The organism is Halomonas sp. S3-1-1 (genome assembly GCF_023757625.1).
In the GTDB taxonomy this organism is placed as follows: Bacteria; Pseudomonadota; Gammaproteobacteria; order Pseudomonadales; family Halomonadaceae; genus Vreelandella.
In genome coordinates this window covers 996,150-1,014,319 of the sequence record NZ_JALGBZ010000001.1, presented here as the reverse complement: position 1 = coordinate 1,014,319, position 18,170 = coordinate 996,150, and the positions used below count along the sequence as shown (strand labels likewise).

The following is an 18,170-nucleotide window of genomic DNA, read 5'->3' as shown; positions in this document are numbered from 1 at the left end:
CGCATGGTGACCCTGAATGCGTGCGCTTCAATCGTGCCAATCGAAACACGAATCCGGGGCCTGGGGCGATAACTTGAAACACCTGAACGAAACGTCGGGGTTCGCCGCCGAGTTTCAACCCGGCGGCGCAAGACCTTATACGTCGAGCAGCAGACGCGCCGGGTCTTCGAGCAGTTCCTTGATGGTGACGAGGAACTGAACCGCGTCCTTACCGTCGATCATGCGGTGATCATAAGAGAGCGCCAGGTACATCATCGGGCGCACTTCGACCTTGCCGTTGACCGCCATCGGGCGCTCCTGGATCTTGTGCATACCCAGAATGGCCGTTTGCGGCGGGTTGATGATCGGCGTGGAAAGCAGCGAGCCGAAGATACCGCCGTTGGTGATGGTGAAGGTACCGCCCTGCATTTCGTCGATGCCGAGCTTGCCGTCGCGGGCGCGCTTGCCGAAGTCGACGATGCCTTTTTCAACATCGGCGATCTTCATGGCGTCGGTGTCGCGCAGGACCGGCACGACCAGACCGCGGTCGGTGGACACGGCCACGCCGATGTCCTGGTAGCCGTGGTAGACGATTTCGTCACCATCGATAGAGGCGTTGACGTCCGGGAAGCGTTTGAGCGCTTCAGACGCCGCCTTGACGAAGAAGCCCATGAAGCCGAGCTTGACGTCGTGCGCCTTCTGGAAGGTGTCCTTGTACTGCGCGCGCAGGTTCATCACCGCGCCCATGTCCACCTCGTTGTAGGTGGTCAGCATGGCGGCGGTCTGCTGTGCTTCGACCAGGCGCTTGGCGATGGTCTTGCGCAGACGCGTCATCGGCACGCGCTTCTCGGCGCGCTCGCCTTCTGCGGCGGCCGGTGCAGCGGCTTTCTTGGCCGGTGCAGAGGACTTGGAAGACTTCTTGGCACTGCCGTCTTTCACGGCTTTCTGGACGTCTTCCTTCAGGATGCGGCCGCCCTTGCCAGTGCCTTCGATTTTCGACACGTCGAGATCGTTTTCGGCGATCATCTTGCGCGCCGCCGGGGCCACGATCTTGTCGCCCACTTTCTCGTCGGCGCCTTCATCGCTTTCGCTGTCAGAGGCTTTGCTGGCGCTATCGTCAGCCTTGCTGCCACTGTCGCCGCCTTCGCTACCGCCGCCTTCAGAGAAGATGGCCAGTACCGCTTCGGACTCGACCTGGCTGCCCTCTTCGGCCTTGATCTCGGCAAGCGCGCCGTCCGCAGGGGCGACGACTTCTAGCACGACCTTGTCGGTTTCGATGTCCGCCAGCACTTCGTCGCGCTTCACGGCTTCGCCGACTTTCTTGTGCCAAGTGGCGACGGTGCCTTCCTGGACCGACTCCGGGAAGCTCGGCGCTTTGACGTCGTGCTGCTTGCCGCCGCCGGATTTCTCCTGCTTGGCATCCTGTTTCTCGTCGCCGGTGTCTTTCTCTTGCTTCTCGCCGCCGTCGTCTTTCTCGGACTTCTCGGCTTTCTCTTCGCCGCCGCCGCTTGCTTCGCCGATCTTGCCCAGCACCTGCTCGGACTCGACGGTGTCACCCTCTTCGGCCATCACGTCGGTCAACGTGCCTGCTTCCGGGGCCACGACTTCGAGCACGACCTTGTCGGTTTCGATCTCGACGATCAGCTCGTCGCGCTCGACGCTGTCACCCGGCTTCTTGTGCCAAGCGGCGACCGTGCCCTCGGCAACGGATTCCGGAAAGGTTGGCGCTTTGATATCAGTTGCCATGTCATTTCCCTTAATAGGTTCTCTAAACCCGGTGGCCGCTTATAGGTTAAAAGCGTCTTCCACCAGCTGGCGCTGCTGTTCAGTGTGAACGGACATGTAACCTGCCGCGGGTGCCGCAGAGGCCGGACGTCCAGCAAATTTCAACTCGCGGCCGAGGCCGTTTTTGAGCATGTCGGCGACGGTGCGCATGTGATGCTGGCTCGGGTACCAGGCGCCCTGGTTCATCGGCTCTTCCTGACACCAGACGACATCCTCGAGGTTCGGGTACGTCTCCAGCACTTCGAGAAGCTCTTCCTTCGGGAAGGGGTAAAGCTGCTCGAGGCGAATGATCGCCGTGTCGTTACGCTCGTACTCGGCGCGCCAGTTGGCGAGATCGTAGTAGACCTTGCCGGCACACATGATGACCCGCGTCACTTCTTCCGCCGGGCGCTCGGCCTGGTCGGGCAGCACCATATGGAATTTGCCCTGAGCCAGATCTTCGAGACTAGAGGTCGCATCCTTGTGGCGCAGAAGCGACTTCGGCGTCATGACGATCAGCGGTTTACGAAGCGGGCGGATGACCTGACGGCGCAGCAGATGGAAAATCTGCGCCGGCGTGGTCGGCACGCACACCTGCATGTTGTGCTCGGCGCACATTTGCAAAAAGCGCTCCAGGCGTGCCGAGGAGTGCTCGGGGCCCTGACCTTCGTAGCCGTGCGGAAGCAGCATGGTCAGACCACAAAGCCGTCCCCACTTGGTCTCGCCGGAGGAGATGAACTGATCCACCACCACCTGGGCGCCGTTGAAGAAGTCACCGAACTGCGCTTCCCAGATCACCAGATCGTTGGGCGCGGTGGTCGAGTAGCCGTATTCGAACGCCAGCACCGCCTCTTCCGAGAGGATGGAGTCGTGAATGGTGAAGCGCGGCTGACCGTCGGCGATGTTCTGCAGCGGAACGTAGGTGGTGCCGTCTTTCTGGTTGTGAATCACGGCGTGGCGGTGCGAGAAGGTACCGCGGCCCACGTCCTGACCGGTGATGCGGATCGGGTGGTGCTGATCCAGCAGCGTGGCATAGGCAAGCGTCTCGGCGAAGCCCCAGTTCACGCCCATGCCGCCGGCCTGCATCTTGCGCCGGTCTTCGTAGATCTTGGCGACCTGGCGCTGTACGTCGACCCCATCCGGGATTTCGCACATTTTCGCGGCCAGCTGCTGCAGGCGCTTCATGTCGACGGTGGTGTCGGCATCACCGGACCACTCATGGCCCAGGTACGGCGCCCAATCGACGAACAGCGACTTGTTCGGCTCCTGAACCAAAGCGTTGGCAACGTGATTACCAGCGACCAGATCGTCGCGGTATGTCTCGATCATTGCCTTGGCGTCCTCTTCCGAAAGCACGCCCTGCTCGACCAGCCGCTTGGCGTAGAGCGAACGCGAAGAGGCGTGGTCCTTGATCTTGGCGTACATCATCGGCTGGGTGCCGGAGGGCTCGTCCGCTTCGTTATGACCACGACGGCGGTAGCAAACCAGATCGATCACCACGTCCTTTTTGAACTGCTGACGGTAATCGAGCGCCACCTGGGCTGCGTGGATCACCGCGTCCGGATCGTCGCCGTTGACGTGGAAGATCGGCGCCTGAACCATCTTGGCGATGTCGGTGCAGTACTCCGTCGAGCGGGCGTCCAGCGGGTTCGAGGTGGTGAAACCGACCTGGTTGTTGATGACGATATGCACCGTACCACCGGTCTTGTAGGCACGGGTCTGGGACATCTGGAATGTCTCCATGACCACGCCCTGGCCTGCAAAGGCCGCGTCGCCGTGTACGTTGATCGGCAGCACCTTGCTGCCGTCGGCGTCCTGACGACGATCCTGACGGGCGCGCACTGAGCCTTCGACCACCGGCGCCACGATCTCGAGGTGCGACGGGTTGAAAGACATCGCCAGATGCACTTCGCCGCCGGGTGACATGACGTTCGAGCTAAAGCCCTGGTGGTACTTGACGTCGCCGGAGCCGCGCTCGATGACCTTCTTGCCGTCGAACTCGTCGATCAGATCCGCCGGGTTCTTGCCCAGAATGTTGACCAGCAGGTTCAAGCGGCCACGGTGGGCCATGCCGATCACGACTTCCTTGGTGCCGTAGCCGCCGGCGCGCTGAATCAGCTCGTCCATCATCGGCACGAAGGTTTCGCCGCCTTCCAAACCGAAGCGCTTGGTGCCCGGGTACTTGGAAGCCAGGTAGTTTTCGAGGCCTTCCGCAGCGGTCAGGCGCTCGAGCACGTGCTTGCGCACGTCTTCGCTGAACGTGGGCGCACTTCTGACCGATTCGAAACGGCGCTGGAGCCAGCGCTTCTCTTCGGTATCGACGATGTGCATGATCTCGCAGCCGATCGAGCGACAGTAGGTCTGCTCGAGCGCGTCGACGATGTCACGCAGCGGGGCCTTGTCGATGCCCAAAAAGAAGGAGCCGGTCTGAAATTCGGTATCGAGATCCGCTTTGGAAAGCTGATGAAAGGACAGATCAAGATCCGGAATGGGGGTAGGATTTCGCAGGCCAAGCGGGTCGATATTCGCCTTTTGATGACCGCGGAAGCGATACGCGTTGATCAACTGCAGGACTTTGACCTGCTTTTTGTTCTCACCGCTGTCGACCTGGGCCGCGCCCTGGCCGGGCCGGCTTTCGCGGCCAAGCTGGTAGAACTGATCACGAATGGGGCTAAGCGGAACATCCTGGGAGGCACTGTCGTCGGACTCGCGCAGCTCTTTGAAATAGCGGCGCCACTCGTCAGGGACAGAATCGGGATCGTCGAGGTACTGCTCGTAAAGCGCTTCCACGTAGTGAACATTGCCGCCACTAACGTGAGAGGAACGCCACATCAACTCCATTATGCCTTGTTGCATCTCTCGGTCACCCTACACTGATGGGGTGGTATCGGTATCGCTGCACCATGCGGCGACATCGCTTGTGCCCTGCCGGCGGGGCGAATCAATGACCGGCGGCACCGACCTGAGGCCGGAAACCTTCACGTGGCTCAATATCCAGCAATTCGCTGGCAGTTCATGCTCAAAAGCCGGTACAAGGGCACCGGCTTTTAAACGTGGCTGTTTGATACTGCGACGCAGCGTCGCACCACATGTCGTACTCTATGATAACAAGCGAAGCGCCGGGATTTAAGTAACTTTGTACGACAACCTGCACTTCACTTGTCTTTTTTCAAAAGATTAACGAGTTACGTGGCATCCGCCAGCAGCATTTCGCGAATCTTGCCGATCGCGCGGGTCGGGTTGAGCCCTTTGGGGCACACCGCCACGCAGTTCATGATGCCGCGGCAGCGGAACACGGAGAACGGATCTTCAAGATCGGTCAGACGCTCGCGAGTCGCGTTGTCGCGGGTGTCCGCCAGGAAGCGGTAGGACTGCAAGAGCCCCGCCGGACCAACGAACTTGTCCGGATTCCACCAAAACGACGGGCACGAGGTCGAGCAACACGCGCACAGAATGCACTCGTACAGACCGTCGAGCTTGTCGCGATCTTCCGGCGACTGCAGACGCTCGATGGCCGGCGCCGGGGTATCGTTTTGCAGGTACGGCTGGATACGCTCGTACTGCTTATAGAAGATACCCATATCCACGACCATGTCGCGGATGACCGGCAGACCCGGCAGCGGACGCAGGGTCAGCTTGCCGTTTTTGACCACGTCGGACAGCGGCGTGATGCACGCCAGTCCGTTCTTGCCGTTCATGTTCATGCCGTCCGAGCCGCACACGCCTTCGCGGCAGCTGCGACGAAACGCCAGGCCGCTGTCCTGCTCTTTCATCATGTGCAGAACGTCCAGCACCATCACGTCGCGACCCTTGGTGTCGACCTGGAACTCCTGCATGTAGGGCGCGGAGTCGGTTTCCGGGTTGTAACGGTATATCGATACCTGAAGATTGGACATTGTGACTCCCTCTCAGTACACAGACTGACTCAGTACGAAGATTAGTAGGTACGAACCTTCGGCTCGAACGTATCAACGGTTTTCGGCTTGAAGTTGACGTCGCGCTGCTTCAGCTCTTTGGTGAGCGGGAAGTAGAGCGAGTGTTTCAGCCAGTTGACATCATCACGGTCAGGATAATCGTAGCGCGAGTGCGCACCACGGCTCTCTTTACGCTCGAGGGCAGCAATCGCCGTTGCTTCAGCCACTTCCATCAGGTTATCGAGCTCGAGCGCTTCAACGCGTGCGGTGTTGAAGGCATTAGACTTGTCCGGCAGGTGGGCGTTCGCAATGCGCTTGCGCAGTTCGGACAGCTTCTGTACGCCTTCCTGCATGTTGTCCTCTTTACGGAACACGCCGAAAGAGTTCTGCATGATGCTCTGAAGCTCGGCCTTGAGCTCGGGAATGCTTTCGCCGCCTTCGGACTCGTTCCAGCGAGTAATCCGCTTCATCGCGGTTTCGATGTCGGACTCGGAGGCGTCTAGGTACTCGATACCTTCGTTGAGAGCGCCTTCGATGAACATGCCCGCCGCGCGACCGAAGACCACGAGATCCAGAAGCGAGTTGCCGCCCAAGCGGTTGGCGCCGTGAACCGATACGCAGGCCGCTTCGCCGCAGGCAAACAGACCGTTGATGATCTGATCTTCGCCGGACTCGTTTTGCATGATGGCCTGACCGTGAACGTTGGTCGGGATACCGCCCATCATGTAATGGCAGGTCGGCACGACCGGGATCGGATCCTTGGCCGGGTCGACGTGGGCGAAGGTCTTGGAGAGTTCGACGATACCCGGCAGACGCTTGCCCAGCACCTCTTCACCCAAGTGGTCGAGCTTCAGGAAGACGTGGTCGCCCTCGTCGCCACAGCCGCGGCCTTCGAGGATTTCCATGACCATGGAGCGGGCAACGACGTCGCGGCCGGCCAGGTCCTTGGCGTTGGGCGCATAGCGCTCCATGAAGCGTTCGCCATCCTTATTGATCAGGTAGCCACCCTCGCCGCGGCACCCTTCGGTGACCAGCGTGCCGGCACCGTAGATACCGGTCGGGTGGAACTGCCACATCTCCATGTCCTGCATGGGGAAGCCGGCGCGCAGCGCCATGCCGATACCGTCGCCGGTATTGATCAGGGCATTGGTGGTCGACGCGTAAATACGACCTGCGCCGCCGGTGGCGAGCACCGTGGCCTTGGATTTGACGTGAACCACTTCGCCGGTCTCGATGCACATGGCGATACAGCCCACGACGTCGCCACTGGCATTCTTGACCAGATCGACCGCGTACCACTCGTTCAAGAACGTGGTGTTGTTCTTGAGATTGTTCTGATAAAGCGTGTGCAGCAGCGCATGGCCGGTACGGTCGGCGGCGGCGCAGGTACGCGCGGCCTGACCGCCTTCACCGAAGTTCTTCGACTGGCCGCCGAAGGGGCGCTGGTAGATACGGCCGTTATCGAAACGCGAGAACGGAAGCCCCATGTGCTCGAGCTCGAAGACCGCTTTCGGGCCTTCGGAACACATGTACTCAGCGGCGTCTTGGTCGGCGATGTAGTCGCCGCCCTTGACGGTGTCGTACATGTGCCAGCGCCAATCGTCATCCGGGTCGGATGAGGCGATCGCGCAGGTAATGCCGCCCTGAGCCGATACGGTGTGCGAACGGGTCGGGAACACTTTAGAGAGAACCGCTGTCTTCTTGCCGGACTTGGCAAGTTCCAGAGCAGCGCGCAGGCCAGAGCCACCGCCACCGATGATGATGGCGTCAAACGTCAGGCTACGAAGGTTAGACATGGATTAAGCTCCCCACAGAATTTGAATGCCCCAGACCAGGTAAACGAAGATGGCCAGAATGATGAGCGCCTGGGCACCGACACGCAGACGAGTGGACTTGAGGTAGTCGGTAGTGACTGTCCAAAGGCCAATCCAGGCGTGAGCGGCGATAGAAATGAAGGCCAACAGCGAGAAGATCCGCATCCAGATCTGGTTGAAAAGCCCGCTCCAGGTGTAATAGTCGAGATCGGGGTTGAACAGCAGGTAGCCCACGATGAACAGCGTATAAAGCGCAAGGATCACGGCGGATACGCGCTGCATGAGCCAGTCGGAGAGTCCGCTACGACCGAAACTCGTAATGTTGGTTACCATACCCAAACTCCTGCCAAGATGATGAGAACTGCGCTGACGACAACGGTGATCTGCGCTTTTTGAACGCTACCTTCCAGGGTGACACCGATATCGGCATCCATCAGCAGGTGCTTGATACCCGCCACGAAGTGAAAGGCCAGCGCAGACAGCAGACCCCAGGCAACGAACTTGGCGAGAATGTTGGTGGCCAGCGCGTCACGCACGGCATCGAAACCGGCCGGTGAAGAGAGGGATTCCCCCAGTGCCCAGAAGGCAAAGATCAGGCCGACGAACAGGATGACACCCGTAATACGGTGTGTGATCGACGTCAGCGCCGGCAGGGGAAAGTGGATTGTCGAAAGGTCCAGGTTTACGGGTCGTTTGCTATTCACGGCGTTATACACACTCTTTTGGCCCACTCTGCGAAGGTTCGGGCTAACCCCGAGCGGGCAGTGGTTGCTGGAAGGGGCTCGGCCGTTGCCAAGTCGCATCCGACTAACTCGAGGTCGGTCGCGCGCGGTGGATTATAAGAACCTTCGCCCCGGCTTACAAACCGAACGCAGGTCTAACTCGACTGTGACTACTAAAAATTGCCACCAGGTAGAGTCGATTTTGCGTTGCAGCATGACTATAGTATTCGATAGACCGCTAGCTTCATAAGCCTGTTAACCGCTTTATTCTAGTACGTCTGAAGAATAATTTCTTCACCAGCCTCTTAAAATTAGACAAAAGCACGACCAGATAATAGCTTTTGTACAATTACGGCGACTATTAAGGCTAATTGACAAAAAGTCGCACGCTTCTATAGTAGGCGAGCCTTTTCGCCGGCGCGGTAAGCGAAACAACGACTTTACGTCCCAAACCGAATTCGAAAGGAGGCCTTCATGGCTGACAGGAAAGCGACCTTGACGGTAGACGGTCTTGACCCGATCGAGCTACCTATTTATTCCGGCACGCTGGGCCCCGATGTCGTAGACGTCCGTGGCCTGGGTGGCGAAGGCCTGTTTACCTACGACCCTGGCTTCATGTCCACCTCTTCCTGCCAATCCGCGATCACCTATATCGATGGCGGACAGGGCATGCTGCTGCATCGCGGCTACCCGATCGACCAGCTAGCCAAAGAGTCCAATTTCGTAGAGGTTTGCTATACCCTGCTGTTCGGCGAACTGCCGACTGAAGAGCAGTACGCGGATTTCGAAACCCGCATTCGTAACCACACCATGGTTCACGATCAGATCAACAATTTCTTCAAGGGTTTCCGCCGCGACGCGCACCCGATGTCGATTTTGTGTGGCGTCGTAGGCGGTCTTGCCGCGTTCTACCATGACCATATGGACATCACCCAGCAGGAAGATCGTGAAATCAGCGCCATCCGCCTGATCGCGAAGATGCCCACGCTTGCCGCGATGTCACATAAGTACAACGTCGGCCAGCCGTTCAACTACCCGCGCAACGACCTGAGCTATGCAGAGAACTTCCTCTACATGATGTTCAGCAACCCGTGCGAGGAGTACAAGATTAACCCGGTTTACGCCAAGGCGATGGACCGCATCTTCATGCTCCACGCCGATCACGAGCAGAACGCCTCCACCTCTACGGTGCGTTTGGCAGGCTCGACCGGTGCCAACCCGTTTGCCTGCATCAGCGCCGGCATCGCAGCGCTTTGGGGCCCGGCTCACGGCGGCGCCAACGAAGCGGTACTGGCGATGCTCGACGAGATCGGCGACGACTCGGAAGAGAACATCCAGCGCTTCGTCGACAAGGCGAAAGACAAGGAAGACCCGTTCAAGCTAATGGGCTTTGGCCACCGCGTCTACCGTAACTTCGACCCGCGCGCCAAGGTAATGAAAGAGAGCTGCGACGAAGTATTGGCCGAGCTCGGCATGGCCGACGACCCGCAGCTCAAGATTGCCAAGCGCCTTGAGCAGATCGCGCTGGAAGATGAATACTTCATCGAGCGCAAGCTCTACCCGAACGTCGACTTCTACTCCGGCATCATCCTGAAGGCGATGGGCATCCCGACCAATATGTTCACCGTGATCTTCGCCGTGTCACGCACCATCGGCTGGATCTCGCACTGGAACGAAATGCTCAGCGAGAGCTACAAGATCGGCCGTCCGCGCCAGCTTTACACCGGCCACGACAAGCGCGACTACCCCACCAAAAAGTAACGCGCCACTGCTCTTGAATCGATCGTTCTTGAATGGATTGTTCTTGAGTGGATCGTGCACAAGTGAACCGTGCACAATCAAAAGGCCGCCTCCGGGCGGCCTTTTTGCGTCAGGACAAAGACGCGCGTAACCCCGCACTCCTTGAGCGTCACGCTGTGCGCGCCGCAGCGCCCTTCCCTGCTTCTATATAGTCACTGATCCATAGCCACTGATAGTACGCTGTAAACAAGCTCGCTGACGGCTTAAGGCGCTTTTCAAAGCCGTTCACACCCCGCGCCCGATAAGTGATCATCGCAAGCCAAAACCCGGCACATCGCCGCCTCTTGGAGCGCTAAAAAGTTGGCGATTTCGACCATTTTTGCCTTGACAATTTTCCAACACGGCAAGGAAATCGCGTTTTCCACACTATCTGTGGATAACCCTGTTTACAACCATCATAAAACGTCCCGAAATCGCCATGAACAGTGGCTTTTCTTTAAATTGGTTACTTTTTGATCTAAACTAAGTTATTGATTTAATTAAGATAATCTTAAATCGCTGATTTTTTGGGCAGTTGGACAGCTCTTGTGCACAACCCGCCCTACGGAACAGATCAAGTGGACAAGTCAAGCCCAAAAAGGCAAAAAATGGCTTAAAACGCGGGGTTCAAACGACAGAAATTCTCGCTAACCCATGTTAAGGGTGCGATATAAAAAGAAGTCAAAAATGGTGTTTCTGGAGGAAGGATCGTGGCGTCCCATAGGGGGTTCGAACCCCTGTTACCGCCGTGAAAGGGCGGTGTCCTGGACCACTAGACGAATGGGACGTGTAATCACAAACTTGCGGTGGTGGAGCCTAGCGGGATCGAACCGCTGACCTCGACACTGCCAGTGTCGCGCTCTCCCAGCTGAGCTAAGGCCCCACGTGTCGTGAAGACGATGCGTATAGTACTGATTAGCCTCGCCTTCGTCAACCAGAAAAGCGGCGAATTCACGCTTGGCCTAGAGCACGGCCCGCCCGTTTGGCGGGCCGTGGCTAGCAAGCGAGCGCCTAGAGCGCGCGAAACTCTTTTTCGAAGCGTTTCGCCTTCTTTTTGGAGACCCCACCGAGCACTTCGATGGCGTGGCGAAGCCGCGCACGGGTCACGTCAGAGCCCAGAATCGCCATGGCGTCCATGACCGAGGTACTCGCGTTTGAGCCGGTGATGGCGATGAACACCGGTGCCAAAAACGCCTTCATCTTGAGATCGAAGGCGCCGGCCAGCGTCTGAACTTCAGCCAGAAGCGCCTCCTTGTTCCAGGCCGGCACCGTTTCGAAGCGCCACACCAGAAACTGTAGAAGCTTGACCAGCTCTTCGCGCTCGAGCTTCACGCTCTCGAAGTCGGCTTCCGTAATGGCGGGCAGCCCGGAGAAGAAGTGGCCGGCCAGCGGCGCGACTTGGGAGAGCGTTTCCACCCGGGTACGCACCTGGGGCAGAATCTGGCGCACGTACTCTTCGTTGAACGCCCATTCGCGCAACGCCTTGAGCAGCGCGTCATCGTCCATGTCTTCACGGATATAGACGCCGTTGAGCCAGGTGAGCTTTTCGAGATCGAACACCGGCCCGCCCAGCGATACCCGCTGGATATCGAAGGCGTCCATCATTTCCTGGAGGCTGAACTTCTCGCGCTCGTCGGGCATCGACCAGCCCATACGGCCCAGGTAATTGGTCACGGCCTGAGGCAAAAAGCCCATGCGGCGGTAGTAGTTGATCGAGGTCGGGTTCTTGCGCTTGGACAGCTTCGACTTGTCCGGATTACGCAAAAGCGGCATGTGACAAAGCGCCGGCATTTCCCAACCGAAGTACTCATAAAGAAGCTTGTGCTTGGGCGCGGAGTTGATCCACTCCTCGCCGCGCAGCACGTGAGTGATCCCCATCAGGTGATCATCCACCACGTTGGCCATGTGGTAGGTCGGCATGCCGTCGGACTTGACCAGAATCTGCGCGTCCACTTGGGCCCAGTCGACCTCGATGCGACCGCGCAGCATATCCTCGACCACGCACACGCCCTCGACGGGTACGTTCATGCGCACGACAAACGGCCAGTTCTCGGCTTCGCGGCGCGCCTGCTCGGCGTCATCCAGCGCCAGGTCCGCCGGTTTGAGCGCCAGCTGCAGGCCGGCTTCCTTACGCGCCTCGCGAAGCTCGTCGAGCTCTTCGCTGGTACGGTAGCACTTGAAGGCGTGACCGGCGTCGAGCAGCTTCTGGGCGTGCTCGGCGTAAATGTCGCCGCGCTCGCTTTGCCGATACGGGCCGTGCGGGCCGCCCACGTCCGGGCCTTCGTCCCACTCGATGCCCAGCCAGCGCAGCGAGTCCAGAATCATCTGCTCGGATTCCGCCGTCGAGCGCACCCTGTCAGTGTCCTCGATACGCAAAATGAATTCGCCGCCGAGCTTTCTCGCAAAGCACAGATTGAACAGCGCGATATACGCCGTGCCGACGTGGGGGTCTCCTGTAGGAGAAGGCGCTATACGCGTGCGTACGGTCATTCAGATATCCTTTTAACATCGAGCATGGGCGCCATTATACGCGCTCAATGATCATCAAACAGCCTATCGATGGAACATCCTGGCCAGATTGACGTCCTAACAAAAGTTGCTAGGGATATAGCAGCTGTTTTCGGAGGGTCTTTGCTATTTTGGGCACACTGCCTATGATGCATGACCGTGCTGATGCAACGGCTCGTTGCATCAGCAGGAACAGGCTGACCATTGGCATCAATGGAAGTAAATCAAACGCGTTTGTTTGGCTCATCGATGGGAAAATAAAATGGAATCGCTTGGATCACGTATTAAACAGCTCAGGCAACGGGTGAAGCTAAACAAAGCTGCCCTTGCCCGAAAAGTTGGCGTGTCGGATGTAACGATATCGTACTGGGAGTCGGGGGCGATCAAGCAGATTGGCCACGAACGCCTGGTGGCGCTGGCCGACGCACTGGAGTGTTCGCTGGCCACGCTGCTCGAGGGTGACAGCGCGCCGCCGCTACTGACACTGACGCACCAGGGCCCCCTTCCCTGGGAGCAAGTGCAGGCGACGATGCTCACGCCGCCGGCTCACCTGCCGCTTAAAATTGACTGGAAAGCGCCCTGCGTGATGACCACGCCCGGTGCCAAAACGGATTTCGCTCCCGCCTCCCCGGGCGATCTTCTGTTGCTTGGCCCGACGCACGTGTTCCACAAGGCCGGGCATTATCTGGTCAAGCGTGACGATCAATTCCAGCTCGTGCATTTTGCCAAAACGCCGAGCGGTGAAGAGATTCACGCCGTTGTTATCGCTCACTGGTGTCCTGCCTAAAGCACCCTATTCACTCTTCAATCACGTCCACCTGGTCACGCGTACGTCTTGGCTCACTCCCCACCAGGAAGCGCCGTGAGTAGGTGGCTACCTGCCCCAGTCCGTGGCGAGTTTGGGTAACGAGCTCGCCTGACAGGTACTCGCCTTCACGACCGATCACGTTTTGGACGGCCTGAGGCTGAACACTGCCCTCGCTCGACTGCACCTGTACGAGGTACCCGCCGTCCGGCAGCCCGCTTCCCGAGCCAAACGGCCCGGCCGCGAACTGGCCGTCGCTGATCGTCGTGCGCGACTGCCAGCGCACGCTACTGATTTCACGCTCCACGATCACCTGAACGCGCGTGCCGTCCGGCAGGTTGGACGTACCTTCGACGGTTAAACGCCGATCGCTTCTCAACCCGGCGTGCAGCGAAAATTCGACATCGATCAGCGCGCGCTCGGGTTCGCTCGCAACGTTCTCGACCACCGCGTCGCTGGGCACTTCCTCGACCACCCGCGGCGCTTCATCCATCTGTTCGTTACAGCCGGAAAGCCATAGAAGACTCACCGCCACCGCCGCGATACCACCGCGTGCTTTCAACATACCCGCACCTCTCAACGAACCCGACCTCTACGCTATACCATTAAAGGTGGCGGCGCGTCATTAGCAGTCGCTTGCTAGCCAGCGGTATTCGCTCAGCGTTTGCGCGGTGTAGCCGTGGGAATGGGTTTTCAGCTCGCTGGTGACCGCGGAGGGGCTATCGAACGTCAGCGTATCGACAGAGCGCATAGCGCTGTCGTTTGCACCACAGCCCACCGACACCTTCGCACCACCGTTGCGGTAATCGATCTCGACATCGTCACAGGAGAGCTGGCCCCAAATCGCTTGTACCATGCCCTGCGGGCTCTGCGCCTGCTCCGGCGTCAGGCACAAGGTCTCGGTTGCGCTAGAGACCGGCGCATCACCTTCAGCGCGCGGCAGGTTGAACGTCGTCATATCAACTCGCCACAACCCGGATTGAAAATCGTCCCGCGCCCACAGCGTGCAGGGCAGAAAAAGGGCTAACAAAGCCAATGAATGAAGACGTGGCATAGGGTTCTCTTGATGGTATGGTGAAGACCGAGCATAGAAGATTAGACAAGAACTTGAATACTCTTTTCAGCGACCTAGCCGATCATCACCGGATATTTTCCTTGAATTAATACCGCTGACTCAATGTGATTTTCCACACTATGCCGCCCGGAGAGCATATTAAACGGGCGGCAGATAATTGAGCGAATTGTGGGAACGTACATGATTGTAATGGTCTTGCCGCGCCGCTATCTCTGCTCTTGCCTCAACTATCGTCGTGAAGCATTGACGATTCAGACATTCGTTTCGAAACTTGCCGCTTAGGCTTTCCACAAAGGCATTTTGAGTAAGTTTGCCCGGCTGGATAAAGCGTAATGACACCGTCCCCTCCCTGCTCCAAAAGAACCACGCTTTTCGGCACCCTACTGCCGTCGTTCACCGGCGGGCGCTTCAGCTTCAACGAGATCCGCGACATGGCCAACCAGGGCAACGCCTGACTGCTTTTTGAGGGCACGGGCCACCAGTACGGCCTTTGGGTCGTCACTCGCGTGGAGGCCACCTTTTCCGCGACGGTGCCGCCGAGCAGATCGATTTCACCCTCACGCTCGAGTAAGTGGACGGCAACAGCGCGGCCTGTTGACCAGCGCGATATCATTTTGGAAAACCACGACGGCCACAGCGGCATGAAAGCGTACCGGAACGACACGCGAGGTGCAGAGCGCCAAACCGTGCTGACCGGTATGGATGATAACGCCAAACGGCTACGGCCACCTACGCCTCTGAGGACGACGCACTAGCCGCGGCGTACAACGAGTTGCAACGTATTCAGCGAGGCGTGGCGGAGTGCGAACTAACCTTGGCGCTGGGCCAGGCGAGTATTCAGCCGGAATCACCGGTCAGGGTGAGCGGCTTCAAGCCACCCATCGACACAGCCAACTGGATCGTGGCCGAGGTATCGCACGATTTAAACGATGGTGGTTTTGGCACGAACATTCGATGTGAGATAGCGGCTAATTGGATAGAGCCGCCTCCTCTGAAGCAGTAAGCCCGCCCGCCATGGCGGGTGCTCATCCGTCGCGAAGCTTCCGGCAGTAAAACGCGAGCTTCTTGGCGACACCTTCAGCGTTGCAAGGCTTCTGAATATTCGCTGTAGTCGATCACGGTCGCGTCATGCAAAAGATCACTTACACCGCCCAGCACAACGTCTACCTGCTTCCACTAAACGGCTAGGCATTGATGAATCCTTCCTCGCCGTTTACCACTAGCCAATCGATAGCTAGTCAAGGCTGAAAGAACTCAGCGAATTGGCGGGCTCGTTTTCATCATCCGATTCATCCTCTATACAAGACAGCAGAAAATCATAGCTATCACCAGCCCTCACGGTGCAATAGCTCATCGTTCGGGGATCAATCGATTCAGCTTCATCGCTCAGCTGAATGTAGGATTTTTGCTCCTGTTCAATGCAATAATTGAACGTATCGAGGCTACCGCCAGAAATTTCTTTGCAAATGGCCTTAACTTCAAAACGCGGTATATCGGCAGCCATTGCCAAGCTTGATAGCGCTAGCGTAGATAACGCGAGTACGGTTTTAATGACCATCGTTTCCCCTGTATCGGTATACACACTTATTTACAGCACCTGCCTCCGATTTATCAAACAACGCCCCGCCACTTCAAAGATCGCTTACACCGCCCAGCACCACGTCGACCTGCTTCCCATAAACTGCTCGGCATTGATGAATCCTCCCTCCCCGTCTACCACTAGCCAATCGATAGCTAGTCAAAGCTGAAAGATTTCAGGGGATTGGCGGGGTCGGTTTCATCATCGGTTTCATCCTCTATACAAAACAGCAGCACCTCATAGCTATCGCCAGCTCCCTCGGTGCAATAGCTCATCGTTCGCGCATCAATCGATTCGGCTTCATCGCGCAGCTGATTGTAGGATTTTTGCTCCTGCTCAATGCAAAAATTGAACATATCGTGGCTATCGCCAGAAATTTCTTTGCAAATGGCCTCAACTTCAAAGCGCGGTATATCGGCAGCCATTGCCAGGCTTGATAGCGCTAGCGTAGATAACGCCAGTACGGTTTTAATGACCATCGTTTCCCCTGTATCGGTCCACACAGTTATTTACAGCACCTGCCCCGTATTTATCACGTTCCAGCACTTCTACTGCTGAGTATCGAGAAGGCTATGCCCGTCCACTTTGCGTGTGATTAGGTTGAGCCCAGCGAGATCCGCTGTACGCCTCCAGCTACGAGCTATTCGGCTATATACCCTACAGGGTGCGAAGCATTCTTGAGCAGGAAACTGCCAAAGTCGAATCCTACTAGATCGACGAGATGTTCATGCTCATACACAGGTGCCCTGTTCTACCAAGCCCAGCGCGGTGCTTAGAAGCTTAGCACGCAAAAAGCCTCGCCCGCGCCGTGCTGGTGCTCCTCAAAACCGACCGCTTCCGACAGGACCAACCTCAGTACTCCCCCAGTCTGTTGGTCGAGCTCGAACGTCCCACCCAGGACACCCACGAAATCCTCTACGCGGCCAACGTAGCGCTGCAGAAGATCTACCGGCCCAACTATAAATACAAGAAAGCCGGCGTGATGATGCTCGACCTCACCGACCAGCACCGCCAACAGCTCAGCCTGATGGAAACCCCGCAAACGGAAGAGGAACGCCAGCGCAGCCAACAGCTCATGGCCGCCATGGACGCGCTGAACGAGAAGATGGGCAAGGGCACGGTACGGCGGGGCCTACCGGAGAAGAACGCGCCGTGGCATTTGCGGTGCGCGCATCGCAGTCCGCGGTATACGACGCAATAGGATAAGCTGATGAAGGCGTATACGGATGAGATAGCGGGGAAGAGAAAGTAGTTACTTAAGGCTTAAAAATTCACTCAACTAAACCAATCTCACTAGAAATAGCTTTCAACATCTTTAAATATGCATAAATACTTTGCTGAACAAAAAGCTGGTTCTCTGCATAAGGCTTAGTAAGCAGATATATTGCCAACATCTCTAAAACCTTTCTTTTCTTCCCTTCTACAAAAGTTTTTTTAATCTCCACACTAGGGCAACCATCATTACTTGCATAAAGCACTTTATTTCTGATATTAGCTATATCTTTAACATACTTAACAATATCTCCCTCTCCAACATGGTCTAAGTAGTCACTAATCTGTTTATCGTAGGAAATGGAATCCCCATTTAACTTAAATTCAAAATTCAGTGGAGGCATAGGGTATGAATAAAGATTTAAACCTGGGATGGTATGGTAGCTTTTTAATGAAAATTCATTTTCATTATCAACAATAGCCAACCCTAACCGAATGCAACTATTTTTAAGTGAGTACCCAAACGCCATTTGCACCAAGGATATAAAAGGATAAATAGCACTTTTGTGAACATGATCACGATGCTTAAGTTTATTAGAAAGCTTATATCCACCTTCTTTCAGTGAAAGCATTAAGCCAGACGCCGCCTCTTCTTCTGCTGTTATGGCCCGAAAAACACACATTTCCTTATCAAGGTCGTACAAAATTTTAGCTTTATCTAAGTGATGCAAGGCTGAGCGAAAAGCATTTTTTGAGTGACAGTTTTTTATTTCATTCAACAATCTGATATATTGCTGTTCTAGCTCAATCATTCCTACCTCCACAGGGGGCTTATATAATCACCGACCAAGCAGAAAAAATACTAATTCAAGCGCATAGTGCTAACTCCCCCTACAGCGATGCGATGCACCGTGCACTAGAGACTTATACTGTAAAAATTATCAGCAACTAACAAGGATTATGGATAATGCGTTAAAAACTGCGAAGGCTTTAAATAAAAAACGAGTAGAATTTTTTAT

Annotated in this window: 16 protein-coding genes, 2 tRNA genes and 2 pseudogenes; 5 read left to right on the top strand and 15 right to left on the bottom strand. The window is 56.8% G+C overall.

Annotated features, from left to right (window positions below; genetic code table 11):
• Positions 1-135 precede the first annotated feature (135 nt).
• From odhB to sdhC, 6 genes are all read right to left on the bottom strand, one after another.
• Positions 136-1,725 (bottom strand): 2-oxoglutarate dehydrogenase complex dihydrolipoyllysine-residue succinyltransferase, encoded by a 1,590-nt coding sequence (gene odhB / locus MQW23_RS04835; RefSeq protein WP_252106676.1) that lies wholly within the window; start codon positions 1,723-1,725, stop codon positions 136-138.
• 39 nt (positions 1,726-1,764) lie between these two features.
• A complete protein-coding gene (locus tag MQW23_RS04830; RefSeq protein ID WP_252106675.1) occupies positions 1,765-4,599 on the bottom strand; it encodes a 2-oxoglutarate dehydrogenase E1 component in 2,835 nt (944 codons plus the stop codon).
• A 329-nt stretch (positions 4,600-4,928) separates the two neighbouring features.
• Positions 4,929-5,639 (bottom strand): succinate dehydrogenase iron-sulfur subunit, encoded by a 711-nt coding sequence (locus MQW23_RS04825; RefSeq protein WP_252106674.1) that lies wholly within the window; start codon positions 5,637-5,639, stop codon positions 4,929-4,931.
• A gap of 41 nt (positions 5,640-5,680) precedes the next feature.
• Complete coding sequence (gene sdhA, locus MQW23_RS04820; protein WP_252106673.1) at positions 5,681-7,453, bottom strand: succinate dehydrogenase flavoprotein subunit; 1,773 nt, start codon at positions 7,451-7,453, stop codon at positions 5,681-5,683.
• Positions 7,454-7,456: 3 nt separating this feature from the next.
• On the bottom strand, positions 7,457-7,804 hold the full coding sequence (gene sdhD, locus MQW23_RS04815; protein ID WP_252106672.1) for a succinate dehydrogenase, hydrophobic membrane anchor protein: 348 nt from the start codon (positions 7,802-7,804) through the stop codon (positions 7,457-7,459).
• Complete coding sequence (gene sdhC / locus MQW23_RS04810; RefSeq protein WP_252106671.1) at positions 7,798-8,175, bottom strand: succinate dehydrogenase, cytochrome b556 subunit; 378 nt, start codon at positions 8,173-8,175, stop codon at positions 7,798-7,800. The genes sdhD and sdhC overlap by 7 nt, the downstream gene beginning before the upstream one ends.
• Positions 8,176-8,667: 492 nt before the next feature.
• On the opposite strand from sdhC, the gene gltA reads away from it, so the two are divergent.
• Positions 8,668-9,954: a citrate synthase gene (gene gltA / locus MQW23_RS04805; RefSeq protein ID WP_252106670.1), complete on the top strand. Its 1,287-nt coding sequence runs from the start codon at positions 8,668-8,670 to the stop codon at positions 9,952-9,954.
• 729 nt (positions 9,955-10,683) lie between these two features.
• On the opposite strand, the gene MQW23_RS04800 is transcribed toward gltA, so the two are convergent.
• The 3 genes from MQW23_RS04800 to gltX form a co-directional block, all read right to left on the bottom strand.
• Positions 10,684-10,759 (bottom strand) — tRNA-Glu (locus tag MQW23_RS04800).
• 20 nt (positions 10,760-10,779) lie between these two features.
• Positions 10,780-10,855 (bottom strand) — tRNA-Ala (locus MQW23_RS04795).
• 128 nt (positions 10,856-10,983) lie between these two features.
• Positions 10,984-12,462 (bottom strand): glutamate--tRNA ligase, encoded by a 1,479-nt coding sequence (gene gltX / locus MQW23_RS04790; protein ID WP_252106669.1) that lies wholly within the window; start codon positions 12,460-12,462, stop codon positions 10,984-10,986.
• 280 nt (positions 12,463-12,742) lie between these two features.
• Here gltX and MQW23_RS04785 point away from each other — a divergent pair, with 280 nt between their 5' ends.
• Positions 12,743-13,267, top strand: a complete 525-nt coding sequence (locus MQW23_RS04785; protein ID WP_252106668.1) for a helix-turn-helix domain-containing protein — start codon at positions 12,743-12,745, stop codon at positions 13,265-13,267.
• A gap of 10 nt (positions 13,268-13,277) precedes the next feature.
• On the opposite strand, the gene MQW23_RS04780 is transcribed toward MQW23_RS04785, so the two are convergent.
• The 3 genes and pseudogenes from MQW23_RS04780 to MQW23_RS04770 form a co-directional block, all read right to left on the bottom strand.
• Positions 13,278-13,850: a hypothetical protein gene (locus MQW23_RS04780; protein ID WP_252106667.1), complete on the bottom strand. Its 573-nt coding sequence runs from the start codon at positions 13,848-13,850 to the stop codon at positions 13,278-13,280.
• Positions 13,851-13,910: 60 nt separating this feature from the next.
• Positions 13,911-14,339 carry a DUF3617 domain-containing protein gene (locus tag MQW23_RS04775; RefSeq protein WP_264297471.1) on the bottom strand — a complete coding sequence of 143 codons (429 nt, stop codon included), beginning with the start codon at positions 14,337-14,339 and terminating at the stop codon, positions 13,911-13,913.
• A 159-nt stretch (positions 14,340-14,498) separates the two neighbouring features.
• Positions 14,499-14,732: pseudogene (locus tag MQW23_RS04770) on the bottom strand (integrase core domain-containing protein); the annotation flags it as partial.
• On the opposite strand from MQW23_RS04770, the gene MQW23_RS04765 reads away from it, so the two are divergent.
• On the top strand, positions 14,693-14,815 hold the full coding sequence (locus MQW23_RS04765) for a phage tail protein (protein ID WP_252106665.1): 123 nt from the start codon (positions 14,693-14,695) through the stop codon (positions 14,813-14,815). The pseudogene MQW23_RS04770 and the gene MQW23_RS04765 overlap by 40 nt on opposite strands.
• A 779-nt stretch (positions 14,816-15,594) precedes the next feature.
• Here MQW23_RS04765 and MQW23_RS04760 read toward each other — a convergent pair.
• Together MQW23_RS04760 and MQW23_RS04755 are read right to left on the bottom strand one after the other, a co-directional pair.
• Entirely contained in the window at positions 15,595-15,918 is a 324-nt protein-coding gene (locus MQW23_RS04760) for a hypothetical protein (protein WP_252106664.1), read from the bottom strand.
• Positions 15,919-16,094: 176 nt separating this feature from the next.
• Positions 16,095-16,418 carry a hypothetical protein gene (locus MQW23_RS04755; protein ID WP_252106663.1) on the bottom strand — a complete coding sequence of 108 codons (324 nt, stop codon included), beginning with the start codon at positions 16,416-16,418 and terminating at the stop codon, positions 16,095-16,097.
• Between the two features lie 323 nt (positions 16,419-16,741).
• Here MQW23_RS04755 and MQW23_RS19560 point away from each other — a divergent pair.
• Positions 16,742-16,954 (top strand): annotated as a pseudogene (locus tag MQW23_RS19560) (DinB/UmuC family translesion DNA polymerase); the annotation flags it as partial.
• A 12-nt stretch (positions 16,955-16,966) separates the two neighbouring features.
• Positions 16,967-17,140: a DUF4113 domain-containing protein gene (locus tag MQW23_RS19555; RefSeq protein ID WP_442908582.1), complete on the top strand. Its 174-nt coding sequence runs from the start codon at positions 16,967-16,969 to the stop codon at positions 17,138-17,140.
• Between the two features lie 70 nt (positions 17,141-17,210).
• Here the strand turns inward: MQW23_RS19555 and MQW23_RS04745 are convergent, their stop codons facing one another.
• Positions 17,211-17,963 (bottom strand): hypothetical protein, encoded by a 753-nt coding sequence (locus MQW23_RS04745; protein ID WP_252106661.1) that lies wholly within the window; start codon positions 17,961-17,963, stop codon positions 17,211-17,213.
• Positions 17,964-18,170: the final 207 nt, after the last annotated feature.